General features: G+C 61.4%; 21 protein-coding genes. 5 read left to right on the top strand and 16 right to left on the bottom strand.

The window, feature by feature from the left end:
• Positions 1 to 31: 31 nt before the first annotated feature.
• The 5 genes from uhpB to ACJ8QF_RS21025 all read right to left on the bottom strand — a co-directional run bounded on the left by uhpB (position 32) and on the right by ACJ8QF_RS21025 (position 5,257).
• Positions 32 to 1,576 (bottom strand): signal transduction histidine-protein kinase/phosphatase UhpB, encoded by a 1,545-nt coding sequence (gene uhpB, locus ACJ8QF_RS21045; protein ID WP_004934119.1) that lies wholly within the window; start codon positions 1,574 to 1,576, stop codon positions 32 to 34.
• Positions 1,573 to 2,163 carry a transcriptional regulator UhpA gene (gene uhpA / locus ACJ8QF_RS21040; protein ID WP_004934117.1) on the bottom strand — a complete coding sequence of 197 codons (591 nt, stop codon included), beginning with the start codon at positions 2,161 to 2,163 and terminating at the stop codon, positions 1,573 to 1,575. The genes uhpB and uhpA overlap by 4 nt, the downstream gene beginning before the upstream one ends.
• A gap of 123 nt (positions 2,164 to 2,286) precedes the next feature.
• Positions 2,287 to 3,981, bottom strand: coding sequence for a kdo(2)-lipid A phosphoethanolamine 7''-transferase (gene eptB / locus ACJ8QF_RS21035; RefSeq protein WP_004934115.1), 1,695 nt, complete (start codon positions 3,979 to 3,981; stop codon positions 2,287 to 2,289).
• Positions 3,982 to 4,206: 225 nt separating this feature from the next.
• A complete protein-coding gene (locus ACJ8QF_RS21030; protein WP_004934114.1) occupies positions 4,207 to 4,632 on the bottom strand; it encodes an organic hydroperoxide resistance protein in 426 nt (141 codons plus the stop codon).
• Positions 4,633 to 4,792: 160 nt separating this feature from the next.
• Complete coding sequence (locus ACJ8QF_RS21025; protein ID WP_004934111.1) at positions 4,793 to 5,257, bottom strand: MarR family winged helix-turn-helix transcriptional regulator; 465 nt, start codon at positions 5,255 to 5,257, stop codon at positions 4,793 to 4,795.
• Between the two features lie 97 nt (positions 5,258 to 5,354).
• On the opposite strand from ACJ8QF_RS21025, the gene ACJ8QF_RS21020 reads away from it, so the two are divergent.
• Positions 5,355 to 5,954, top strand: a complete 600-nt coding sequence (locus ACJ8QF_RS21020) for an HD domain-containing protein (RefSeq protein ID WP_442537842.1) — start codon at positions 5,355 to 5,357, stop codon at positions 5,952 to 5,954.
• Here ACJ8QF_RS21020 and ACJ8QF_RS21015 read toward each other — a convergent pair whose 3' ends face one another.
• The 3 genes from ACJ8QF_RS21015 to bglF all read right to left on the bottom strand — a co-directional run bounded on the left by ACJ8QF_RS21015 (position 5,955) and on the right by bglF (position 10,757).
• Positions 5,955 to 7,325: a carbohydrate porin gene (locus ACJ8QF_RS21015; protein ID WP_410003316.1), complete on the bottom strand. Its 1,371-nt coding sequence runs from the start codon at positions 7,323 to 7,325 to the stop codon at positions 5,955 to 5,957.
• Positions 7,326 to 7,476: 151 nt separating this feature from the next.
• The gene (locus ACJ8QF_RS21010; RefSeq protein WP_442537841.1) at positions 7,477 to 8,880 is read right to left on the bottom strand and encodes a glycoside hydrolase family 1 protein; all 1,404 of its coding nucleotides are present in this window, start codon (positions 8,878 to 8,880) and stop codon (positions 7,477 to 7,479) included.
• A gap of 14 nt (positions 8,881 to 8,894) precedes the next feature.
• Complete coding sequence (gene bglF, locus ACJ8QF_RS21005) at positions 8,895 to 10,757, bottom strand: PTS beta-glucoside transporter subunit IIABC (RefSeq protein WP_131165288.1); 1,863 nt, start codon at positions 10,755 to 10,757, stop codon at positions 8,895 to 8,897.
• A 659-nt stretch (positions 10,758 to 11,416) separates the two neighbouring features.
• Between bglF and ACJ8QF_RS21000 the strand changes: the two genes are divergently transcribed.
• Complete coding sequence (locus tag ACJ8QF_RS21000; protein WP_442537840.1) at positions 11,417 to 12,166, top strand: NAD-dependent epimerase/dehydratase family protein; 750 nt, start codon at positions 11,417 to 11,419, stop codon at positions 12,164 to 12,166.
• Positions 12,167 to 12,198: 32 nt separating this feature from the next.
• Here ACJ8QF_RS21000 and ACJ8QF_RS20995 read toward each other — a convergent pair whose 3' ends face one another.
• Entirely contained in the window at positions 12,199 to 13,365 is a 1,167-nt protein-coding gene (locus ACJ8QF_RS20995) for an MFS transporter (protein WP_004934092.1), read from the bottom strand.
• Between the two features lie 364 nt (positions 13,366 to 13,729).
• On the opposite strand from ACJ8QF_RS20995, the gene ACJ8QF_RS20990 reads away from it, so the two are divergent.
• Positions 13,730 to 14,830, top strand: coding sequence for an alkene reductase (locus ACJ8QF_RS20990; RefSeq protein WP_004934091.1), 1,101 nt, complete (start codon positions 13,730 to 13,732; stop codon positions 14,828 to 14,830).
• A gap of 20 nt (positions 14,831 to 14,850) precedes the next feature.
• Here ACJ8QF_RS20990 and ACJ8QF_RS20985 read toward each other — a convergent pair whose 3' ends face one another.
• From ACJ8QF_RS20985 to ACJ8QF_RS20955, 7 genes are all read right to left on the bottom strand, one after another.
• A complete protein-coding gene (locus tag ACJ8QF_RS20985; RefSeq protein ID WP_166444727.1) occupies positions 14,851 to 15,606 on the bottom strand; it encodes a nucleotidyltransferase domain-containing protein in 756 nt (251 codons plus the stop codon).
• A 1-nt stretch (position 15,607) separates the two neighbouring features.
• Positions 15,608 to 16,120 carry an Mpo1 family 2-hydroxy fatty acid dioxygenase gene (locus ACJ8QF_RS20980; RefSeq protein ID WP_380692294.1) on the bottom strand — a complete coding sequence of 171 codons (513 nt, stop codon included), beginning with the start codon at positions 16,118 to 16,120 and terminating at the stop codon, positions 15,608 to 15,610.
• Between the two features lie 71 nt (positions 16,121 to 16,191).
• On the bottom strand, positions 16,192 to 16,635 hold the full coding sequence (locus ACJ8QF_RS20975) for a universal stress protein (RefSeq protein ID WP_015376224.1): 444 nt from the start codon (positions 16,633 to 16,635) through the stop codon (positions 16,192 to 16,194).
• Positions 16,636 to 16,656: 21 nt separating this feature from the next.
• On the bottom strand, positions 16,657 to 17,430 hold the full coding sequence (locus tag ACJ8QF_RS20970) for a siderophore-interacting protein (protein ID WP_004934080.1): 774 nt from the start codon (positions 17,428 to 17,430) through the stop codon (positions 16,657 to 16,659).
• Positions 17,411 to 18,856, bottom strand: a complete 1,446-nt coding sequence (locus ACJ8QF_RS20965) for an efflux transporter outer membrane subunit (RefSeq protein ID WP_442537839.1) — start codon at positions 18,854 to 18,856, stop codon at positions 17,411 to 17,413. The genes ACJ8QF_RS20970 and ACJ8QF_RS20965 overlap by 20 nt, the downstream gene beginning before the upstream one ends.
• Positions 18,853 to 19,896, bottom strand: coding sequence for an HlyD family secretion protein (locus ACJ8QF_RS20960; RefSeq protein ID WP_442537838.1), 1,044 nt, complete (start codon positions 19,894 to 19,896; stop codon positions 18,853 to 18,855). The genes ACJ8QF_RS20965 and ACJ8QF_RS20960 overlap by 4 nt, the downstream gene beginning before the upstream one ends.
• A 41-nt stretch (positions 19,897 to 19,937) precedes the next feature.
• The gene (locus tag ACJ8QF_RS20955; RefSeq protein WP_442537837.1) at positions 19,938 to 21,473 is read right to left on the bottom strand and encodes an MFS transporter; all 1,536 of its coding nucleotides are present in this window, start codon (positions 21,471 to 21,473) and stop codon (positions 19,938 to 19,940) included.
• Positions 21,474 to 21,613: 140 nt separating this feature from the next.
• On the opposite strand from ACJ8QF_RS20955, the gene ACJ8QF_RS20950 reads away from it, so the two are divergent.
• Both ACJ8QF_RS20950 and ACJ8QF_RS20945 read left to right on the top strand, forming a co-directional pair.
• Entirely contained in the window at positions 21,614 to 22,516 is a 903-nt protein-coding gene (locus ACJ8QF_RS20950; RefSeq protein WP_049242627.1) for a LysR family transcriptional regulator, read from the top strand.
• 199 nt (positions 22,517 to 22,715) lie between these two features.
• Positions 22,716 to 23,054, top strand: coding sequence for a colicin E1 family microcin immunity protein (locus ACJ8QF_RS20945; protein ID WP_004934067.1), 339 nt, complete (start codon positions 22,716 to 22,718; stop codon positions 23,052 to 23,054).
• Positions 23,055 to 23,245: the final 191 nt, after the last annotated feature.

Genomic DNA, 23,245 nt, shown 5'->3' with positions numbered 1-23,245 from the left:
GCCGGATTCTCGAGGCGGTTAGGAGTTTTTCCTAGTTTTGCGTTTGCGCCGGTGAAACTGTGGGCAAGATCACACTCAAACAGGCGCCCCGCTCAGCGGTGAACCGCAGGCTGCCGCCGAGGGCGCTGATGCGCTCTTGCATGCCGCGCAGGCCGTACCCCGGCTGATGGTTTTCCGCATCGAAGCCCACGCCGTTGTCGCGGATGGTCAGGGCGATCTGCGGCGCGGCGCCTTTGCGCGGCTGCAGGCGCGCATCCAGCTCCAGGCGACTGGCGCCGGCGTGGCGGCACACATTGGTCACCCCTTCCTGACACACCCGATACAGCGTGATTTTCAGCGTTTCATCCAGCAGCTCGTCCGGCACCTGCCACTGCATGCTGCTCACCAGCGACGCGTCCTGCGGCAGCGACTCCCGCAGCATCGCCGCCACCGCCGCCGACAGCGGCAGGTTGTTCAGCGCCGCCGGCCACAGCTGGGTCAGCACATCGTGCACCCCGTCGTAGACCCGCAGCGCCAACGCATCGATGGTGTCGGCGCAGCCGATCACCGCCGGTTCCGGCGCCAGACGCTTGACGATGCTGGCCTGAGTGCGGATCACAGTGATGGTCTGCCCCACTTCATCGTGCAGCTCGCGCGCCACCTCGCGCCGGGTTTGCTCCTCCGCCGTCACCAGCGCCCGCGCCAGCTGCCGATTCTCCGCCAGCCGCAGCCGCAGTTGCTGATTCAGCTCGCGCTGGCGCTGAATGCCGGCGCCCAGCAGCAGCCCGGTCAGGCTTTGGGCCAGCAGCGACAGCAGCAGATCGCGGTGCGACTCCGGCTGCGGCGGCTCGTTGACCATCAGCGCCACGCCGTTGAGCAGCGTCGCCAACAGCGCGCCCTGCCAGCCATAGCGATAAGACATGAACACGATGGGGATCGCCAGGCAGAACGGCGCGAAACGGCGCAGCTCGGCGGCGTTAACCTGCTGCTGCAGCCAGATGCTGAACGCAAACAGCAACAGATAGCTGGCCAGGTGGCCCAGACGCAGCTCCACCGGCTTGTGGATCAGCCCCGGCTCCAGCGGCACCCAGATTTGGCGCGCCAGATAGTGCCACAACAGCAGGCAGGTTGGCGCGATGGTGAAACCACCGGTCAGGCCGAGCAGCAGCGCGCGGGCGCCTTCGCCGCTCACCAGCTGCCATACCAACGCCTGCAGCAAGGCGGCGATGGCGACCACCGCGCCCTGCAACAGCGGCCAGCGCCATTCGCTGTCGCTCTGCTGATGGCGCAACAGCCACGGCGAGGCCAGCAGGCTGAGCAGCACCGTCAACACCAGCACCGCCACCGACGCCCACAGCGCCGGGCCGTAGCCGAACTGATCCGCCAGCAACGCCATCAGCAGCAGGTCAGCCAGCAGGATCCCCGGCCAGAAACGGTACGGGCTCTGCAGCAAAATGCCCATGCGCAGGCCGAACGGAAACAGCAGCAGCGCCTGCCAGGGGGGGTCGATCAGCGCGGTGCCGATGCCCCACAGGCAAAACGCGCTGGCGGCGTAGATGAAAAACAGCGCCAGCTGGGTGATCAGACGCTGCGTCACAGGTTCAGCATCCGTCTGGCCAGTTCGACGTTGTTGTTGATGCCCAGCTTGGCGAACAGGTTGGCGCGGTGCACATGCACCGTTTTCGGCGACAGCCCCAAGGCGGCGGCGATCTCACGCACCTCCTGGCCCTGCGCCAGCAATAGCGCGATCTCGCGCTCGCGGCGGGTCAACGGATCGACCCTCACCCGCGCCAGCTGCTGCGCGATTTCCGGCATCAGGTAGACGCCGCCGCCGGCGACGGTGCGCACCGCGGTGATCAGATCTTCCGGCTTGCAGCGCTTGGAGAGAAAGCCGCTGGCGCCGCGTTCCAGCGCCATTTCCACCAGCGCCGGGTTATCGTGCATCGACAGCATCACCACGCGGATGCCGGAGGGAATGTCCGCCAGCAGATCCAGCCCGCTGCCGTCCGGCATCGAAATGTCGCAAATGCAGATTTCCGCCTCCAGCCCCGGCAGGCCGGCGCGCGCCTGCGCTGCGCTGCTGAACTCGCCCACCACCTGAATATCGGCCTCCAGCGACAGCAGTTGCACAAAGCCCGAACGCACAATGTCATGATCGTCGATAAACGCCACGCGCAGGGTCATGGAAATCTCCGGTTAGCAGGGGAAGTGCGCAAGTATACCGTATGCGCACACCGGAATAATTGATGAAGAGAATGTATTGGGTGAAATTACCGGGTGCGCAAGGCAGGCACCCGGCGGGAGGGATCACAGGCGGGCAGGCGCCGTTTTATCCTGCGGCAGATGGCACCAGTTGTTTTTATCCACGATGCCGCCATCAGGAGAGGTGTAGCCGAGGCAGCCGAGGATGGTGTCAAACAGCTCGACGTGGCGATGCGTTTTGCCGATGCGCTGCTGCGCCTGCAGCTGCTCAAAAGCGCCGAGGTGCTGCGGGTTTTCGAGGAACTTGTCCGACGCCCACACGATCATCGGCACGCGGAATTGCTCCGGCGGCGCCATTTCGCGCGGCGTGCCGTGCAGGTGCGTATTCTCGCCGATCGATTCGCCGTGATCGGCGGCATAGAACACGATGGCCTTCTTGTCCCGCACCTGGTCGATCACATTACTGATAAAGCTGTCGGTATACAGCACCGTATTGTCGAACGCATTGATCAGCTGCGCCTTGGTGCAGGAATCGTCCACCCCCATGCACTCCGGCTGATAACGCGCATAGCTGCGCGGATAACGCTGCGAGTACAGGTAGTGCGAGCCTTTGGTATGCAGGATCACCAGGTGCTTGCCCTTCGGATAGCGCGCCAGCGACTCCTTCATTTCGTCCACCAGCAGCATATCGTCGACCGCCTTGCCGTCGTTGCGCTTCTCGGACGCGATCATCTCGCGGAACGAATAGTTGTTCACCTCGGTGTTGTTGTAGAACCACACCTCGCTCTGCATGGCGAACAGCTCGGAAGAGAAGCCCAGATCCTTCAGCACCGCGAACACGTTCTGCTCTTTCAGCGTGCGCTGCGGATTGTCTTCGGTGCCGCCTTCACGCACGAACATGCAGCGCAGCGACAGCTTGGTGGCGGTATCGCACGACTCGCCGCGGAACGCCACCAGATTCTTCTCTTTAGACAGCCGCGGCGTGGTATCGCGCTCGTAGCCCAGCATGCCCATGTGATCCCAGCGCGTGGTCTCGCCGATGATGAACACCACGTAGGTGTCGTCGATGTCCGCCGGCGGTACGTAGGTGAAGTGTTTGCCCGGATCGAACATCGTGCTCTGATCCTGGCTTTCGTCATAGCGGGTGTAAGCAAACAGCCCCAGCGCCGACAGCCAGTTGGACGGCAGATACGAGTGCGCCACCACGCCGCCGTAGCTCGGCAAATCGACGTTGGAAAGCTTCTCTTGCACGCTCTGCTCGTCGTCCAGCATGCGCAGCGGCAGCCAGACCAGCGCCACCACCGCCAGCAATACCAGCAGCGGCTTGATGCGATGACCAGGGGTTTTCAGCTGCTCTATCAGGGTATAGCGCAGGTTGTTTTTCCAGATCAGCAGCAGCGGCAAGGCGCTGAGCGCCACCATCCACAGCACGAAGTGCAGGCCAACCACCTCTTTCGACAGATCGATATCGGTGGTCATCACCGACACCACGATGCCGTAGCCGATCACCACATTGAAAAACGTCATGTAGTAGCTGGCGGCAACCGAAATCAACACCAGCAGCGAGGCGACGATGCGATAAAACAGCCGGCCGCCGAGCGATACCAGCCGCATAATGAAGAACGTAAACAGGACGATAGCGATGACTTCCGTCACCGCCGAAATAAGCTTAATTCCCTGAATGCCGTGCGCCAGCGAATCAAAACGGCGATAGAAAACGGACAGGTTTAGAAAGATGCCGATATAGATCGCTAACAATAACGATAAATTCTGCTGTGATAGCGATTTAACTTTGTTCATGTAACGCGGTGGCTCCGGGGACGGTGTAGCGGTTCTGACTCAGTCAGACACTGATTGCGGCTTCTGGTTCAGCCAACCGGCAATAAGCGTTATTTTGCGGGTAATAATCAAGAGAATTCTCACAAAACGGACAAAATTTACCGTTTTTTTGAGCGGTTTTCAGACAGGGCACGCAAGAAAATGGAGGGATAAACCCTCCATTTCTTCCAGATATCGGCAAAAATCTTACTTAACGTTCAGAGTTACATCGATATTTCCACGGGTGGCGTTGGAGTATGGGCACACCACATGCGCCTTTTTCACCAGATCTTCCGCCACGCTGCGCTCGATACCCGGCAGCGAGATATCCAGCTGCACTTCGATGCCGAAGCCATTCGGGATTTCACCGATGCCGACGGTGCCGTCGATCTTGGCTTCGGCCGGAATTTTGACCTTTTCTTTCGCCGCGACAAACTTCAACGCGCCGAGGAAGCAGGCCGAGTAACCGGCGGCGAACAGCTGTTCGGGGTTGGTGACTTCGCCGCCGGCGCCGCCCATCTCTTTCGGCACGCCCAGTTTCACGTCCAACACGCCGTCGGAGGAGGTCGCACGGCCGTCGCGGCCGCCGGTTGCAGTGGCGTGAGCGCGGTAAACCACTTTCTCAATAGACATCGTTCATTCCTTCTTGCTGGTTGGCGAGATGACTACGGCTTCCACGAGGTAAAGCCGGTCACATATTTATCTTTTGCGATTAAATCGTGCACTACTTATTTTTGACACTTATTAACCAGTGTAGACCACCCCTGCCGTTCTTGCGTCCGGCGCTGGAGGATCAAATCTGATCGATCAGGCTGCCGCGCAGCTTTTCCAACTGCTGTTTGAGCGAGACGATCTCGTCCAGGCTGCAGTCGGTGGCGCACATCACCGCCTCGGGCACCGATTGCGCCCGCTCACGCAGCGCGCGGCCGGCTTCGGTGAGGGCAATGATCACCTGCCGCTCGTCGGTGGTGGCGCGATAGCGCACCAGCAAACCGGCGGTTTCCAGCCGCTTCAGCAGCGGCGTCAGCGTGGCGGAATCGAGGAACAGCCGCTCGCCGATATCCGATACCGTCACCCGATCGCGCTCCCACAGCACCATCATCACCAGGTATTGCGGGTAGGTGAGTTCGAGCTGATTCAACAGCTTGCGGTAGACTTTGTGCAGCGCCAGGTTGGCGGAGTACAGCGCGAAACAGAGCTGCTGATCGAGCTGCAGCAGGTTCTTCGCGTTGGGTTGTGCGGTATCGGTGCTTTTCATGTTTGTGAATATAGATAGTGCACGATGTAATCGCAAGCTATTTCTTGTGAGGTATGCTACCTTTTTTTCATGCAGAGGATGCTCGGAGGGAAAGGAAATGACGAATACGCTTGCAGAACGCGCGCGCCGCTACGCCACCAAGGCGCATGCGGCCATCGATCAGCGCCGCAAATACACCGACGATCCGTACATCGTCCACCCACAGGCGGTGATGGAGCTGGTGCGCAACGTGCCGCACACCGAAGAGATGCTGGCGGCCGCCTGGCTGCATGACACGGTGGAAGATACGCCCACCACCCTCGGCGATATCGAAAGCCACTTTGGGCCAAAAGTGGCGGAACTGGTGCGGATGTTGACCAACGTCAGCCGCGCCGAGGACGGCAACCGCTTCGAGCGTAAAAACCGCGATCGGCGCCACAGCGCCGGCGCGTCGCCGCAGGCCAAAACCATCAAGCTGGCGGATCTGATCGACAACACCCGCTCGCTGCTGGACTACGACAGCCACTTCGCCCAAACCTATCTGATCGAGAAACAGCGCCTGCTGGAAGTGCTGACCGAAGGCGACCCGACGCTGTGGCGCCAGGCCAGCCATATCGTCGAACAGGGGCTGCTCAGATTGCAGCAGCCGCCGCACAACGTGCCGGCCAGCTGGTTTGAGCACGCCCGCCGGCGCTACCGCGAGAGCGACGCGGCCTGATCAGAAGGTCACCACCGTTTTCAACGCCGTCACCCAGGCGTCCTGCGTCTCGCTGACGCCCGCCGGGTGATGCCAGTATTGCAGGCCCGGCTGCAGCTGCAGCCACGGCGTGACGTTAACGCGATAATAGAGCTCCGCCGTCACCGAGTGGCCCGGCACCGGCCGATAGTTCGGATCGTGATAATCGCTGATGCCGCTCATCTGGTTGAGATAACGCTGATTGTCTTTGTAGCGGTCGCTCAGCTTCACCACCGAGACGCCGAGCCCCAGCCAGTCGTCCGGCCGCGCATCGAACAGCCCGCGATAGCGGATGCCGGTCGAGGTAGACCAATGCAGGTAGTTGCTGCGCTGATCTCCCAGCCCCAGGCTGTAAAACACGCTCAGACCGCGGTTGACGTCGTCCGCATGGCGCGTCACCTGCTGGTTGAAACCGGTATACAGGAACCAGGTGCGATCGTGGCTGCGATAGCCCTGCGGATCGCTGGCGCCCGGCCCGCCGGACACCCCTTCATAAAGATCGCTCTGGCGCGCGTTGGTGAACAGCACGCCCAGGTTATACACCCCCGGCAGCTGGTTGACGGCGTGGGTTTTCAGCTCCAGCTCCATCGGCAACAGGAAGCCTTTGCTGCCCTTAGTGGACCAGCTCCAGGCGTGGCTGCGGCTGGGGGCGCTCGGGTTCTGTTCCATCACGCCGCCCTTGAGCGTCAGGCCGTCGGTCAGTTTGTATTGCAGCGTCGTGCCCCAGTAATGCACGTTCCAGTTGTACCAGGTCAACGAGTTGGCGGACTTGCCGCCGCACAGCGTCAGCGTCTGAAAATCGCAGGGGATGATCTGATCGAAATCCTGCACCTTGTTCATCAGGCCGATGCGCCACTGCAGCCGGCGATCGAGGAAGGAGCGGCTAAAGGTCAACCAACCCAGCCGGGTAATCGACTGCCCGCCAAAGCTCTCCTGCGACAGATCGGTCAGGCCGACGCGCGGATCCTGCAGGCGATCGCGGGTCAGGTTGTTGTCATGGTTGCGGTTGACGATATTGCCTTCGATCGCCGCGTCCGGAATGCCGGTCAGCGCCTGCAAATCCTGGCTGAAGGTCAGCGAAAACTGGTCGATATACGACGCCTGTTTATCGTGGTTGTAACCGCCACCGGCGTTATACGACAGCTGGCTGAGGTAGCCGAGATTATAGTGGAAGCCGTGATCCTCCAGGATCGGCCTGATCCCCAGCATATCCCCCAACAGCCCGGGCTGCGGCGGCTCAAAGCCGAGCGCCACCCCTTCCCATTTGGCAGTGGGGGCTTCGACGTCCTTGCCGGTTTGCAGCGTTTCCGCCTGCGCCTGGCTACAGAGCAGCGCCAGCGCCGCCAGGGTCATGGAACGAGGTAATAAGCTTTTCATCATTATTATATTTCTCCGCATAACGGCTGACTGCGGGCAACAGCATTCCCTGGGAGAGAATTTCCCATCATGAACAGCAGCGAATAAGGTTAGGTTAACGCCCGGCGCTTGCCGCCGGGCTGAAGGGTTAGCGTCGGTCTTTCAGGCTGGTGCCGTTGCTGTGGATCACATCGCGGTACCAGTAGAAACTCTTCTTGCGGCGGCGCTCGAGGCTACCGTTGCCGGCATCGTCCCTGTCGACGTGAATGAAGCCGTAGCGCTTCGACATTTCGGCCTTCGAAGCGCTGACCAGATCGATCGGCCCCCAGCTGGTGTAGCCCATCACCTCGACGCCGTCGTCGATCGCTTCCGCCACCTGCACCAGATGATCATTGAGGTAGTTGATGCGGTAATCGTCGTTGATGCTGCCGTCGGCCTCGACGCGGTCTTTGGCGCCCAGCCCATTTTCGACGATGAACAGCGGTTTCTGATAGCGGTCGTATAGCACGTTGAGCAGGTAGCGCAGCCCGATCGGGTCGATTTGCCATCCCCATTCCGAGCTGGCCAGATGCGGGTTCGGCACCATATCGAGAATGTTGCCGCGCGCCGTCTCATACTGCTCCGGGTCGGCGGTGACACAGCCGCTCATGTAGTAGCTGAACGAGATGAAATCGATGGTTTCACGCAGCGTTCGCCGATCTTCCTCGGTGATCGCCACCTGAATGCCGTTTTCACGGAAGAAGCGCTGCATATAGGCCGGATAATAGCCGCGCGCCTGCACGTCGCCGAAGAACAGCCAGTCGCGGTTTTGCCGCTGGGTTTCCAGCAGATCCTCCGGCTTGCAGCTCAGCGGATACAGAATGCCGCCCAGCAGCATGTTGCCAATTTTGCCCTCCGGCACGATCTCGTGGCAGGCCTTCACCGCTTTGGCGCTGGCCACCAGCTGATGGTGGATCGCCTGATAGATGGCGCTCTTGTCGCTCTCCGGCGGCAGACCGACGCCGGTGAAAGGCGCGTGCAGGGACATGTTGATCTCGTTGAAGGTCAGCCAGTGTTTGACCTTGTGCTTGTAACGTTCGAACACCGTGCGCGCGTAGCGCTCGAAGAAGTCGATGGTGCGGCGATCGCCCCAGCCGCCGTAGCGCTTCACCAGGCCGTAAGGCATTTCATAGTGCGACAGCGTGATCAGCGGCTGAATGCCGTACTTCGCCATCTCGTCGAACAGCCGATCGTAAAACGCCAGCCCGGCTTCGTTCGGCGTCTCTTCATCGCCCTGCGGGAAAATGCGCGTCCAGGCGATCGAGGTGCGCAGGCATTTGAAGCCCATCTCGGCGAACAGCGCGATATCCTGCGGGTAACGATGATAGAAATCGATCGCCACGTCCTTGATGCCGCTGTCGCCCGCCGCGCGCGGCGTGATGGCGCCGAAGATGCCCTGCGGCTGCAGATCGGAGGTCGACAGCCCCTTGCCGTCAGTCTGATACGCGCCTTCAACCTGGTTCGCCGCTACCGCGCCGCCCCACAGAAAATGTTGCGGAAACTTGCCGTTCATCGCTTGCTCCTCAATTAGCGTAATAAAGTCAGCAGCGGCGCCTGTTCCTGCACCGGAGACAGGCCGCTGGTCAACACGTCCACGTAATCATCGCTGTTGCTGATGATGATCGGCGTGGTGGTGTCATAGCCGGCGGCATGGATCGCCGCCTGGTCGAACTCGATCAGCAGATCGCCCGGGGCGACCCGCTCGCCTTCCCGCACGTGGGCGGTGAAATGCGCCCCGTCCAGCTTCACGGTATCGATGCCGACGTGAATAAGAATCTCCGCACCGTCGTCCGATTCGATGCCGATGGCGTGTTTGGTTTTGAACAGCGACGCCACGCTGCCGCTCACCGGCGCCACCACGCGCCCCTGCTGCGGCGCGATCGCCACGCCTTTCCCCAGCAGGCCGCTGGCGAAGGTCGCGTCGTTCACCTGATCCAGCGGCACGATGTCGCCGGCGATCGGGCTGAGGATGGCCTGCTTACGGTTGAGCGGCGCGGCGGCTTCAGGCTGCGCCGCGTCTTCCGCCGGTGCGACGCCAAACAGATAGCTGGCCAGCGCGGCGAACACGAACGACAGCAGGGTGCCGCCGATCGCGCCCCATACCGTGGCGTCGATGCCGCCGCCGGGGATGATCTGCGCGAAGGTGAACACGCTCACCAGGCCGAACGAGTAAACCGAAGTATGGAAGTAGCCGATCACCGCGCCGCCCAGCGCGCCGCCGATGCAGCCGAAGATGAACGGACGCTTGTTCGGCAAGGTGACGCCATACACCGCCGGCTCGGTGATGCCGAAAATCCCGGCGCCGATGGCCGAAGCGGACAGCGCCCGCAGTTTGGCGTCGCGAGTGCGCAGCATCACGCCCAGCGTGGCGCCGACCTGCCCCATCACCGCCGGCAACAGCAGCGGCACCATGGTGTCGCGCCCCAGCACGCTCAGGTTGTTGATCATCAACGGCACCAATCCCCAATGCAGGCCGAAGATCACGCACACCTGCCACATCGCCCCCATAAAGGCGCCGGCGATGATCGGGTTAAAGGCGTAAATGCTTTGATAGCCGTTGGCCAGCAGGTGGCTGAGCCAGGTTGCCGCCGGGCCGATCAGCAGGAAGGTCAACGGCACGGTGATCGCCAGGCACAGCAGCGGCGTGATGAAATTGCGCAGCGCGCTGTGGATCACCCGGTTAAACAGCGGCTCCAGGCGGCAGGACACCCAGGCCGCGAAGATGATCGGGATCACCGACGAGCTGTAGTTGATGAAGGTCAGCGGAATGCCGAAGAAATACTCGCGCACCGCGCCCGGCTGCTGCGCCGCTTCGAAGGCCGCCATCATCAGCGGGTGCGTCAGCGCGCCGCCGATCGCCATGGTGACGAACGGGTTGCCGCCAAATTTTTTCCCGGCGGTATAGCCGAGCATGATCGGGAAGAAGTAGAACAGCGCGTCGCTGGCGGCGAACAACATTTTGAAGGTGCCGCCGCTCTCCAGCAGCCAGCCGCAGGCCAGGCTCAGCGCCAGGAAGCCTTTCAGGATCCCCGAAGCGGCCATCACCCCGAGCAGCGGGGTGAAAATGCCGGACACCAGATCGATAAAGCGGCTGAGCAGGTTGTCTTTTTTGCCGCCCGCGTCGTCGCTCGGCGCGCCTTCGGCCAATCCGCCAACGCGGTTAACCGCGTCGAACACCTCCGCCACGTGGTTGCCCACCACCACCTGGAACTGGCCGCCGCTCTCCACCACCATGATGACGCCCGGATTTTTCTTCAGCGCTGCCGCGTTGGCGCGATTGTCGTCGCGCAGCTTGAAACGCAGGCGGGTAGCGCAATGCACCAGGCTTTTCACATTGTCGCGGCCACCGACGCCGGCCAAAATCTCACTGGCTAATGTGTCATATTTCATACTGTTATCCTTAGACTTCGCGTTCTGCCGCTCCCCGCCCCGCGCTGGCCTGGCGCTGAGGCGAAATTCGGCGCAAAAAAAAACCTAAACCTCGCGGCCTCTGCCCCATCGGGGAACAGAAACGCGAGGTTTAGGTTTTGCCTGCCGTAGCAGTAACAACCCTAAATCGGTTGAGTTATGACGTTAACACCGCGGATTTTGCCGGGGCAAGGCTTTGCGTCGGCAAATTGCCGAACTGTGATCGGGCGGGCAAAACCGACCTGAGGTATCAAATAAGGCCTGTCGCCTTCTATCGGCTTCAGCACAGCAGTGATATATCGCGCAGGCGGAATAGAGAGGGGGCGGAATATCGCCCGCTTCAGGCAAAAACATAAGATTAACTAACCTAATAATTCACTGTCAGGCGAAAGCAAAGCGCTCGTCCATCCACTGTCAATCCCCGCTTTTTAGTCACAATCGGCAATCCATAAGGCAAATAGATCGCCAAACTTGATTGCACATCGTTAACATTCCACGATATTCACCCGCGCAAAAATCACCATGAGCAATTGACGATGGTGAAAGAAACATCAGAATGACTAATTAAAACGACTGGACAAAAGTCACGCGGGCGATTATTACTGGTCAACGCGTAATCGATTGTAAGGATGACAGCGACCATGACGTTGCGGACTGAGTTGGGACGGATTCTGATCACCGGCGCCGGCGGCCGGGTAGCCACGGCGTTTCGCCAGGCGATGGGCGATCGCTACGCGCTGCGGCTGGCGGAAAGGGATATCAGCCTGCTGCGCGATCTGCAGCCCGGCGACGAAGTCATCAGCTTCAACATCGCCGATCTCGACGCCTGCCGCGCGGCCTGCGCCAATATCGACACCGTGTTGCATCTGGCCGCCGATCCCTCCCCCGATGCCGACTTTTGCGGTTCGTTGATGGACAACAACATTCTCGGCACCTTCAATATTTTCCGCGCGGCGAAAGACGCCGGCTGCCGCCGGGTGGTGTTCGCCAGCAGCGCACAGGCGGTGGAAGGCTATCCGCTCGATTACCAAATCCGCCCGGATGACGCGCCGAAACCGAAAAACCTGTACGGCGCCAGCAAGGCGTTCGGCGAAGGCATCGCCGCCTACTTCGCCCATCAGGAAGGGCTTTCCGCCCTGTCGGTGCGCATCGCCAACTTCACCACTCTGAGCCGGGGCGAACAGCTTAGCGCCCGCGACATGAGCGCGTTTCTCAGCCATCGCGACGCCGCCGATCTGCTGGAGCGCTGCATTCGTGTCGAAGGGGTGCAATATGCGGTGGTGCACGGGGTTTCCAATAACCGCTACACGCGTTTGTCGCTGGAAGAGACCCGTCGCCTGCTCGGCTACGCCCCGCAGGACGATGCGTTCAGCCTGCTCGGCTTTGAGTGAGCGCGGCGGGGAACCCCGCCGCACGTTATCGTTTAACCGTTGGCGTAGGCCACTTTTTCGGCCTGACGGTGGGTGAACAGCACCAGCAACAGCGCCAATCCGGCAATAATCGCCCCCATCACCGGCACGAAGCTGTATCCCAGCCCGGCGGAGACTACCGCGCCACCGGCGGCGGCGCCCAGCGCATTGCCCAGGTTAAAGGCGCCGATGTTGACCGAGGACGACAGGCCCGGCGCTTCGCTGGCGACACGCATCACGCGCATCTGCAGCGGCGGCACCACGGCAAAGGTCGCCGCGCCCCAAATCACCATGCTGACCGCAGCGCCGATTTCACTGCGCGCCAGGAACGGGATCACCAGCATAATGACCACCAGCAGCAACAGGAAACCTTTCAGCGTCGCGCTTTCGGAGCGGTCGGCGAACTTGCCGCCGAGGTAGTTGCCGATGGAGAAACCGACGCCGATCAACACCAGCATGGACGTCACGAACAGCGGTGTCGCATCGGTGATGTGCTGCAACACCGGCGAGATATAGGTATAGAGCGTGAACATCGCGCCCGCGCCCAGCACGGTCGTCAGCAAGGCGGACAGCACCTGCGGGCGCACCAATACCGACAGCTCGCGTTTCACATCAGGGCGCGCGCCGGCGCTGCCTTGCGGCAACGAGAACCACAGCCCCAGCATGGCGATCACGCCCAGCCCGGCCGTCGCCAGGAACGACATGCGCCAGCCGATGGTTTCACCCAGCCAGGTCGCGGCGGGCACCCCGCCGATATTGGCGATGGTCAGGCCCATAAACATGGTCGCCACGGCGCTGGCCTGTTTCTCCTTCGGCACCACGCTGGCGGCCACCACCGAACCGAGGCCAAAGAACGCGCCGTGGTTCAGGCTGGTGATGATGCGCGACAGCATCAGGGTGGTGTAGTCAGGCGCAACGGCCGACAGCACGTTACCCAGAGTAAAGATCGCCATCAGGAAGATCAGCGCGCTTCTGCGTGCCCGGTGAGAAAGCAGCAACGTCATCAGCGGTGCGCCGACCATCACGCCGACGGCGTAGGCGCTGATCAACATGCCGGCCATCGGGATGGAGACGTCCACCCCTTTGGCGATGGTCGGCAGCAACCCCATCGGGGAAAACTCGGTCGTGCCGATGCCGAACGCCCCCACCGCCAGGGCTAATAAGGGAAAGTTAATTTTCATTCAACAACTCCGGTTAACCGCTGCCGAAGCGCGGGAAAGTTAAGATGCCAAAAGTATGACATTGATCACACCAAAGATAAGCAGGCGGGAGGCTAAAAGACTTTTGCGATTTTGTTAAAAATCGTGGGGAAAAACAGCAGCCGACTCTATCTCAACCACGCGCCGACAGGCAATAGCCGCCGTCGCCCGAGCGCACATCGGGTTCATTCCCGCCACCTGCGGCAAGCTGGCGGCTACCGCAACTATTGAACACAGAGCAAAAGTGTTTTGTTATTGTGCGCGTTTTTAGAATTAAACGACGAAATATAATGGCCTCAGTAAAACATCAATGCCCTACGGCCCCATTCACACAGAGGGAAGCGCCATGCTTTTTGACTCGTATTCTTTAAACGGTTTATCGCTGAACAATCGCATCGTCATGCCGCCCATGACCCGCTCTCGGGCCGGCGCCGGCGACGTCGCCACCGACATGATGGCTGAATATTATGCCCAGCGCGCCAGCGCCGGGCTGATCGTCAGCGAAGGCACGCAGATTAGCCAGCAAGGCCAGGGTTATGCCTGGACGCCCGGCATTTACACCCCGGAACACATCGCCGGTTGGAAAAAAGTCACCGACGCCGTACATCAGGCCGGCGGCAAGATCTTCGCGCAGCTTTGGCACGTCGGCCGCGTGTCGCATACCATTCTACAGCCTGGCCACGCCGCGCCGGTCTCCTCCTCCGCCATCCAGGCCGATGGGGTCAAGGTATTTGTAGATGTCGAAGGCCGCGGGCCGGAACATGGCGTGGGTGAAATGGTGCAACACTCCGCACCGCGCGCCTTAACGCGGGAAGAAATCCCGGCGATCGTCAATGACTACGCTCAGGCGGCCCGCAACGCCATCGCCGCCGGTTTCGACGGCGTAGAGCTGCACGGCGCGAATGGCTATCTGATCAATCAGTTTATCGACTCGCGGGAGAATCAGCGCGACGACGAATACGGCGGTTCACTGCAAAATCGCCTGCGTTTCCTGCGGGAAGTGGCGCAGGCGGTAGCGGACGCCATCGGCAAAGAGAAACTGGGCGTGCGCCTGGCGCCGCTGACCACCCTGATGGGCTCGCAGGACGATACCCCGGAAGCCACCTATCTGGCGGCGGCCAGCGTGCTGAACGATATCGGCGCCGCTTACATTCACATCGCCGAAGCGGACTGGGATGACGCCCCGGTGATGCCGGCGGCGTTCAAAGAATCACTGCGCCTGATTTTCCGCGGCACGCTGATTTACTCGGGCAAATACACGCGTGAACGCGCTGAAGAAGCGCTGGCCAAAGGCTGGGCGGATCTGATCGGCTTCGGCCGCCCGTTCATCGCCAACCCGGATCTGCCTCACCGCCTGCAACACGGGCTGGCGCTGAATGCGCCCATTAAAGAGAAATTTTTCGGCGGCAGCCGTGAAGGCTACACCGATTACCCGGCGATCGGGTAACGCTCGCCGACAACGCCGGCTCAAGCCGGCGTTATTTTTTTCTGTGCTTCGATCCAGTCAAGAAATTGCATCATTCTGTCGCTAAAATCCGCGTCATTCGCCTCCCCTGCCGCGTGCGCTAACCAATAGTCCATTTCATCGCGCTGCTCTGCATAAAGCGCCAACAGCTGATCGGCATAGTCGGTTAGCGTTATCGGCCAGAACGGGCTCCCCTCGGCGCGCAACATATTGGTGGCGCGGATCAGCTTTCTGGCCGCTTCGCGCTTTAAGCGCCTCTCATCCGATACCGTCCTTGCCTGCAGCAGTTGCTCCCGATAACGCGCCAACGCGGGCCGTAAATCAGCATTGACCGCCAGCGCGATGCGCCGATCGGGACGAAACAGCGAAAAAGCGGCGGACACGTCTTCGCCCCACAGGCATCGGCAGTGATGCTTCAGCCAAAATCCCCAGGAATCGTGATGCTCCGGCGCCAACGCTTCATCAACGCTGCCGATGTCAAAGTCGACCTTGCTCACGATCCGCTGCTCCAGCTGAAAGGCTTGCCGCCACGCTTCAAGGCGCTGCAACGCCCCGCTATCGGCCGGCTTGATGAGCAACAGCGTGATGTCCAGATCGGACACGCCGGGAAGGGCTTCGCCGCGCGCGACGCTGCCGTAGAGGTAAATGCTGTGGATGAGCGCCGGGAATTGGCGCGGCAGCCCCGCCGTCAGCGCCTCCAGCAGCGGGATAAAAGCCTGCTGCAGCGGAAATGCCGTCACCGTGGGAATCAACGCCACCTCATCCCCTCCCATTGCGCACTTTGCCCGCGCGCAGTTCGATGTTCCGCTGCAGTTCGCGCAGCCCGCCGGCCAGGAAGCAGGCTTCCGCCAGCACGAACAGCGGGCCGATGATAAGGCCCGTCACGTCGTCCATAAACGCCGGTTTTCGCCCCTCCCAAAAGTGCCCGACAAACTGAAACAGCCAGCCGATGACGAAGCCGCCGATGCCGACGCTCAACCACGCCGCCGTCGACAGCGACGCCACCCAGGCACCGAACCCGAGGCACAGCAGCAGCAACGCCAGCATCATGATGCCAAGGCGCAGGTTCAGCCGCAGGTAATAGAGCGCCGAGACGATAACCGCCGCGCAGGCCGGCGAAAATGGCAGCCCTCCCGCGCCCCACGCCGGCCGGGAGAGCAGCGCCAGCAGGCTGATGACGATCAGGGGGATACCGATAAAATGCGTGGCGATATTGCGCGCATCGCGGTGATAGGCAGCATAAGCGGCAAGGTGATCTTCCAGACTTCGCATGTTGACCTCCGGTATGTGCGGCCTTCGTCGCCGAACGCGCGCAGCCGCATGCGGCTGCCCTTACCCATAGCTTAGCGCGGGATCACCAATACCGGTTGACCGATCTCATCCAGCAGGCCACGCGTGACGGAAGCGTTCAGCCAGCGCCCCAACGAAGACAGGTGGCGGTGCGAGATGATCAACAGATCGCAGTTGAACAGCGCCATCTGTTCCGGGATCACCTCAATGGGCGAGCCCGCGGCCAGCAAGCCCTGGGCATTGAAGCCCTGCTGTTTCAGCGCCCGCGTCACCTGCCCGACCTGCTTTTCCGCCAGCGCTTCTTCCCGTTGGGCGGCGGGATACTCCTCGCGCTCATCGCTGTCGAAACGCAGGCCGCTGCGGCTGAGCGTGAAGGCATTGTCCACCACCGTCAGCACAATCACGCCGCCGATGCTGCCTTGCAGGCGCGCCATAAATTCCAGGGCGTTGCCGCTGTGTTCAAAGCAGTCCACCGCCAATAACACTCTCTCAATCATAACCATCCTCACTCGCCCGAGTTAAATCGCGCCCTTGAAATTGGCTTCGCCCTTTTTCCAATAACCTTTGGCAAACAAGGCGGCGCGGGAAATGCCCATTTCGTTGATAAAACGCGCCTTCAGATAGGCGGCGACCTGGTGCTCGCAGGCCAACCACACCTGCCCTTCGCCGGCCGGCAGCTCGCAATGGCTGACGGCCTGCACCAGCGGACTGTTCATCACGCTGTCGAAATGTCGGGTGCGGATTTGCCAGCTGTTCACCTGCAAAAAGGAGCAATCGACGTCCTGGATCTCCTGCGCATCGCCCACCTCGGCGAACCACAGCACCGGCAACGGGGCGGAGAGCGAGGCGAGAATGGTGCGCATGGCGGGCAGCGCGGTCTCATCACCCAGCAACAGCAGCCAGCGAGTTTGCGGCAACAGCCGAAAGCCGCCGGAGCAAGGGCCGGCGAACCCCAGCTTGTCGCCCGGCATCGCGTCGCGCGCCCAGTTCGACGCCGGGCCTTCGCCGTGCAGCACCATGTCGATATCGAAGGTGCGGGCGAGTTTGTCGATGCCGCTCAGGGTGTAGGCCCGCCCGGCCAGCGTGTCGCGCCACGGGAAGAACACCTTGACCCAGCTGGCCGGCTCCTGCGCGCGCGGATCGGCGATAAACTTATCCACATCGTCGCCGCTCAACGTGATGCGCCTGATCCGAGCGGTGACTTGCCGCACGGCGCTCACCCGGGCCTCCCGTTTGCGGCGGGTGTCCCTTTCCAGCATCTCGTCGACAATCTTATTCAGCGTGTTGTGCATCAGCCTTCTCCTGTGGCGCCGCAGACGGGTAGGTGAGTTCCCAGCCGCCGCCCAGCGCTCGATAGATATTCACCACGGCGATCGCCGTCTCCTCCTCTGAAACAATTTGCGCGGACTGCAGATCCAGCAGCGCGCGCTGCGTGCTCAGGACGTGGATAAAATCGCTGGCGCCGTTCAGATAGCTGTCGCGCGCCAGCGCAAACGCGTGTCGGTTGGCGGCCAGCGCTTCGGCCAGGTGCATCTGGCGGCGCTGTTGGGCGCGATAGCCGGAAAGCGCGTCGTCGATCTCGTGCCAGGCGCGCAGCACCGTTTGCTGGTAGGCGATGGCCATTTCCTGCTGGCGATATTCGCTCAGGCGTACCCGCTGGGTGATTTTTCCCCCGTCGAACAACGGCAGATACAAAACGGGGCCGATGGCGAAGGTATGCGTGGACCAGCTGCCCATATCCGACAAGGCCAATGCCTGGTAGCCCGCGTTGCCGGTCAGCGTGATGCGCGGGTAGTAGTCGGCGGTGGCGACGCCGATCTCGGCGGTCGCCTGATGCAAACGCTCCGCCGCTTCGCGAATATCCGGCCTGCGCAGCGCCAGATCCGACTGCCCCCCCATCGGCACCGCGCGCGCCAGCGTCGGCAGCGGCCCCGGCGGCGACAGCATCGCGTTCAGCGCGCCCGGCCGCTCGCCCAGCAACAGGCCGATGGCGTTAATCAGCCGTTCTTGCCGGTCGGCCAACGTCGGCAGCAGAGCATCCACCTGCGCCAATTGCACCTGCGCCTGATCGATATCCAGTTCGTTGCCCGCGCCGCTTTGATAGCGGCTTTGCGTCAACTGCAGCGTGCGCAGCGCCGTGGCGCGGTTTTCCTGCGCCACCGCCAGCTGCTGCTGCGTGGCGCGCAGGCGCAGATAGTTGCTCGCCACCTCCGCCGTCACCGACGTCAACAGCGCGCGTCGATTCTCCTGCGAAGCGGCAAAGCCGGCGCGCGCGCTTTCCGACGCGCGGCGCAGCTTGCCCCACATGTCCAGTTCCCAGGCGGCGCTGAAGCCGCCGCGCCAGAGGTTGTAATCCGCCTCTCCGCCGTTGCCGGACGGATCCATGCTGCCCACCGAGGTAGCTCGCTGGCGGTGATAGGCGCCGTCCAGGCTCAGATCCGGCATCAGCGCCGCCTCGGTCACGCCCAGCAGTGCGCGGCTTTGCTGCATGCGCGCCGTGGCGAGCTGCAGATCCAGGTTGCCGGCCGCCGCGCGCTGCACCAGTTGCGTCAGCGACGCATCGTTGAATATCGACCACCAGGCCACCGGCAGCGCCCCGCCGCCGGCCTGCTCACCCCAGCTCTCGGGCAGCGCGCTCTGCGGCCGAGCGTAGTCCGGCCCTACCGCCCGGCAGCCGCTCAGCGCCATCAACAGCAGCGGGATCACGGCCCTGTTCATTGCACGCCTCCGTCCAGCGTATTGATGCTGACGTCCGCGGACATGCCGACGCGCAGGGCGCTCAGCAAGGCGGCATGCTCTTTGTTGATATCAAACACAATCTTCACCGGGATGCGCTGAACGATCTTGGTGAAGTTGCCGGTGGCGTTCTCCGGCGCCACGGCCGCGAAGCTGACGCCGGAAGCCGGCGCGATGCTGTCCACCTGCCCTTTCAGCGTTTGGCCGGGAAAGGTATCGATATGGATGTCTACCGACTGCCCGTGCGCAATGTTTTCCAACTGGGTTTCCTGGTAGTTGGCGATGATGTACAGCTTGTCCTGCGGCACGATGGCCAGCAGCGCATCGCCCGGTTTGACGAACTCCCCGACCCGCAGACTTTTCTTGCCGATCACGCCGCCGATCGGCGCGGTGATGCGGGTGTAAGACAGGTTCAGTTCGGCCATCGCTTTCTTGGCCTGCGCCAGCATCAGCTCGGCATCGCTGTCCGCCAGCTTGGCCTGCAGCACCTGCTCCATGTTTCGCGCCGCTTTGAGCGTCGCCTCCGCCTGCGCCACATTGGCGGAAAGCGTGTGCACCCGCGTTGTCGCCTGCTGCGCCGCCTGCTGCGACCCCGCGCCGCTGCTGGCCATTCTCTGGTAGCGGTTCTGCTCCTGACGCGCAAACGCCAGCTCCGCCTGCGCCGCCTGCCGCTCCGCCAGCGCGGCGGCGATCAGCGCGCTCTGCCGGGTGAGGTTGGCCCTGGCGTCGTCCTGCCGGGCGCGGGCGGATTGCTCCTGCGCCGTCGCCTGCGCAAGGGCAACGTTGAATTCACGCGGATCGATCACCGCCAGCAACTCCCCCTGTTTAACCCACTGGTTGTCCCTGACCAACACCTGCGCAATTTCACCGGCAATCTGCGGAGAAATACGCGAGATATCGGCGCGAATATAGGCGTCGTTGGTATTCTGCTGTGTCTCTTTAATAAAAAACTTATTCATTAATAACCCCAGCGTAATGACGGTAACCGCCAATACGGCGACGGCGACTTTTTTGTTAGCCATAAAAGTGACTCCACTTAATATTTATTTCTGATGATAAAATGTCAGGCGGCGACCGAACGCGGCGGGTAAATACGGGTCGGCATAACTAAAATCAGCGCGGTCAGTAATAACGCCAGGCCGGCAACCAACAGATAAAGATCGGCGCTGGCCAGCACGTGGCCCTGCCGGGCGGCAAGTTGCGCCAGCTGCTCCGCCGACCCCGATGCGCTGCTGTAGGCCGAGCCAAAACCGTCGGCGATCGTGCCGGCGTGATAGTCCCCGCGCTGTCGGCTGAGCAGCGCGATGGCGCCGCCGGCCGCGGTGGCCGCAAAGCCTTTCACCGCGTTAAACCAGGCCGCCGCAAACGGCCCGTCGGTCGGCAACAGCCCACCGGTCGCCTGCATCAGCAGGGGGATGATCGCCATCGGTTGCGCGACCGCCTGCAACAGCGCGATAACGCGGAACGTGTCGCCGTTCCATTCCGGCGTCAGCTGGGCGGCCAGCACGTAGGCGGTGGCCATCAACAGCAGGCTGATCGCCAGCACCCAGCGGCAATCCACCCGCGGCGTATTGCAAATAATGGCGACAATCGGCAGCGTAATTAATTGCGGCAACGCCACCCACAGCATTAAGTCGGAAGTTTGTTCCTGACGATAACCCTGGATCGCGGATAAATATCCCGACGTAATATTGACCAGCGACACCATAATTAACAGCACGCCACCCAACGTAATTAAGGAGAAGGACAAATTCCTTTTACTTAATAGCTGCAAATTGAAAAAAGGCAGCGGGTGATACCATTCGTTCATCAGAAATAACGCCAATAATCCGCCGCCGCCCAACAATAAAACGTAGATCAGCGGCGAGTTCAGCCAGTCGAGCCGCTCCCCCTGTGAGATGCCCACCGTCAGCATGCCGAGCGCCATGCCGCCGAGCAGCAAGCCGCGCCAGTTGAACTGCCGCAGGCGCTCCAGCCGCAGCGGATCCTGCGGCAGACCGTAGCCGATACACACAGCGGCGATCGCCATCAGCGGCAGGTTCCAGTAGAAGTATCCGCTCCAACCCCAGTGAAAGGCGAAGGCGGCGGCGGTGGCGCCCAGCGTAGCGCTCCATGCCGAGACCCAGCCGTAGGCGCCCAGCCCCAACACCTTGATCAGCGGCGGCATAAAACGCAGCACCACCGTCATCAGCATCGGCGGCAACGCGCCGCCGGCGAAGCCCTGCAGGCTGCGCACCGCCAGCAACACGCCATACTGTTCTCCCAACCAGGGCGTCAGCAGCCCGCCGGCCAGGTAAATGCCGCACATCGTCAACGCCACCCGGCGCAACGAAAAGGTCGGCCAAAAACAGGGCGTGAACCCGGAACCGATCACAAAGCCGGTAACGTAACAGGTGGTCAGCCAACTGCCGGCATCGAAACTCAGCAGCATGCCGCCCTGTATATCCGCCAGCGCGAACTTGCTGGCGTTTTCCCCCACGCCGCTGGCCATCACCGCCAAAAACACGCCGAACAACCCCAGCCAGGTGCGGCCGTTGATTTCGCCGGCGCTGGCGAGCCATCGATTCTTGTGGTGCGGCGTAACAGACACCTCAACCATTCCCCACTCCTGCTGTTTCAGCCTCAATCTTTGTTGTCGTGGGCAGTATCCGGACTTATTTCGATTGTTTAAAATGAAATGATGTAATTAACTAATTGCACAAAACGCAATCCATTGAACGCACCACCACCGGAGAGGCCATGCCGCAAAAAATTGATTTCAACCTGATCTATGCGCTGAATCTGCTGCTGGAAGAAGGGAGCGTGAGCGGCGCCGCCGAGAAGATGAATCTGAGCGCGCCGGCGATGAGCCGCATTCTGGGGCGCATCCGCCGGCAGTTCGACGATCCGATCATGGTCAGGGCCGGCAAGCATCTGGTGCCGACGCCGCGCGCGCTGGAGTTGAAACGCCAGCTCGGCGAGATCATCGAGCAGGCCGCCGCGCTGATCGCACCGAATGATGCGTTCGAACCCGGCAAGCTGACCCGAACCTTCACCATTCGCGCCAACGACATTTTTATCGGCGCGCTGGCGGGCGGCTTGCTGGAGACGCTGCGGGACATGGCGCCGTTAAGCGGCCTGAAGTTTATCGCTGAAAGCGACGGCGAGGATGACGCGCTGCGCAGCGGCAAGGTGGATCTGGTGATCGGTTCCTCGCGCGACTGGCACCCGGAAATCAAGACGCAGAGCCTGTTCACCAGCACCTTTCAGGCGCTGGTGCGCCCTGGGCACCCAATCATCGGCCGGGTAACGCCCGAAACCCTGACTCATTACCCGCATATCAGCGTCTCCCGCCGTGGGCGCTCGCAGGGGCCAATCGACGACGCGCTGCGCGATCTCGGCCTGCAGCGCAACGTCGCCCTGACCCTGCCGGGCTTCCATTCGGCGATGATGCTGACCATGAAATCGGACTTTATCCTGCCGCTGCCGCGCCACGTACTGCAGGGGGTGAGCAACATCCGCCTGCCGTTGGCGGAGATCGAGCTACCGCTCGAGCTGGAATCGGTGTTTATCGTGCAGGCCTGGCACCCGCGCCTGGATCGCGATCCGGCGCATCGCTGGCTGCGGCAGACCATCAAGCAGTTCTTTTTGCAGAGGGAGTGAGGGGGTTAGGGGTTGGGGAGAAGAGACGCTCGCGGCAGAACCCAAATACGCCTGCCAGATAAGCCGGTAATATGGCATTTTGCCGAAGCCCTGCGCATACTCAGACGTCTTGGGTAAACCGAGCGGCGCGGGCAATGGCATCGATGTTCCATTTCGCCAAGCACGAAACAGAAAGGAACTCATGCGCAGGGAGGCGAAAATGACCAAAGTGTATTATTGGAAAAGTCAGGCGTGGGGCGTGACTTACTTTTTTATCGCGCTTTATTACATCTATTCTTTCCAGGACATGGTGAATATCGCACTTTCGTTGATCCTCTCCATCCTGAGCTTTTTACTGTATCCCTGTGCTAAAAAAGGCACTGAAACGGCCGCCCTGCAGTTCACGAGTGAAGAATTTTGGCACCGCGGACTGTTCGCCGATACCATAGGCAAAAATGGCGTGCTGATCCTGTATTATGCATTCTGTTATGTCATGGCCCTGCCGCTGGGCGCCCTGTATCTGCTTGCCCTGTTTCTCAGAAATAAAAAGGCCGCGTAAGCGGTTTTTACGTCAACGGCTTACTGCCTCATAGTCCTTCTTCATGAACGTTTCTTCTACCCACGCAAGCTGCACTAACACAAAGCGAAAGAAGCAAACTCACTCTACCGGAGCCGACAATCACAGAGGAGGTTGGGAGATATTGATTGGCGGAAGATCACAGGAGGGATAGTTAAAACCCATCACATTGA

It is taken from the genome of Serratia sp. CY81684, from assembly GCF_052166595.1.
GTDB classification, from domain to species: Bacteria; Pseudomonadota; Gammaproteobacteria; order Enterobacterales; family Enterobacteriaceae; genus Serratia; species Serratia nematodiphila.
The sequence above is the reverse complement of the archived record's forward strand: the minus strand, read 5'-3'. Positions and strand labels throughout refer to the sequence as shown.

Bases quoted from the DNA above. Each gene is read 5' to 3' on its own strand.
- ACJ8QF_RS20955 (WP_442537837.1), bottom strand. From the start codon at position 21,473: ATGGTTGAGGTGTCTGTTACGCCGCACCACAAGAATCGATGGCTCGCC.
- ACJ8QF_RS20990 (WP_004934091.1), top strand. From the start codon at position 13,730: ATGCTTTTTGACTCGTATTCTTTAAACGGTTTATCGCTGAACAATCGC.
- ACJ8QF_RS20965 (WP_442537839.1), bottom strand. From the start codon at position 18,856: ATGAACAGGGCCGTGATCCCGCTGCTGTTGATGGCGCTGAGCGGCTGC.
- ACJ8QF_RS20995 (WP_004934092.1), bottom strand. From the start codon at position 13,365: ATGAAAATTAACTTTCCCTTATTAGCCCTGGCGGTGGGGGCGTTCGGC.
- ACJ8QF_RS20960 (WP_442537838.1), bottom strand. From the start codon at position 19,896: ATGGCTAACAAAAAAGTCGCCGTCGCCGTATTGGCGGTTACCGTCATT.
- ACJ8QF_RS21025 (WP_004934111.1), bottom strand. From the start codon at position 5,257: ATGAAAAGCACCGATACCGCACAACCCAACGCGAAGAACCTGCTGCAG.
- ACJ8QF_RS21030 (WP_004934114.1), bottom strand. From the start codon at position 4,632: ATGTCTATTGAGAAAGTGGTTTACCGCGCTCACGCCACTGCAACCGGC.
- ACJ8QF_RS21000 (WP_442537840.1), top strand. From the start codon at position 11,417: ATGACGTTGCGGACTGAGTTGGGACGGATTCTGATCACCGGCGCCGGC.
- ACJ8QF_RS20975 (WP_015376224.1), bottom strand. From the start codon at position 16,635: ATGATTGAGAGAGTGTTATTGGCGGTGGACTGCTTTGAACACAGCGGC.
- ACJ8QF_RS21015 (WP_410003316.1), bottom strand. From the start codon at position 7,325: ATGACCCTGGCGGCGCTGGCGCTGCTCTGTAGCCAGGCGCAGGCGGAA.
- bglF (WP_131165288.1), bottom strand. From the start codon at position 10,757: ATGAAATATGACACATTAGCCAGTGAGATTTTGGCCGGCGTCGGTGGC.
- ACJ8QF_RS20970 (WP_004934080.1), bottom strand. From the start codon at position 17,430: ATGCACAACACGCTGAATAAGATTGTCGACGAGATGCTGGAAAGGGAC.
- ACJ8QF_RS20950 (WP_049242627.1), top strand. From the start codon at position 21,614: ATGCCGCAAAAAATTGATTTCAACCTGATCTATGCGCTGAATCTGCTG.
- ACJ8QF_RS20945 (WP_004934067.1), top strand. From the start codon at position 22,716: ATGACCAAAGTGTATTATTGGAAAAGTCAGGCGTGGGGCGTGACTTAC.
- uhpA (WP_004934117.1), bottom strand. From the start codon at position 2,163: ATGACCCTGCGCGTGGCGTTTATCGACGATCATGACATTGTGCGTTCG.
- ACJ8QF_RS21020 (WP_442537842.1), top strand. From the start codon at position 5,355: ATGACGAATACGCTTGCAGAACGCGCGCGCCGCTACGCCACCAAGGCG.
- ACJ8QF_RS20980 (WP_380692294.1), bottom strand. From the start codon at position 16,120: ATGCGAAGTCTGGAAGATCACCTTGCCGCTTATGCTGCCTATCACCGC.
- ACJ8QF_RS21010 (WP_442537841.1), bottom strand. From the start codon at position 8,880: ATGAACGGCAAGTTTCCGCAACATTTTCTGTGGGGCGGCGCGGTAGCG.
- eptB (WP_004934115.1), bottom strand. From the start codon at position 3,981: ATGAACAAAGTTAAATCGCTATCACAGCAGAATTTATCGTTATTGTTA.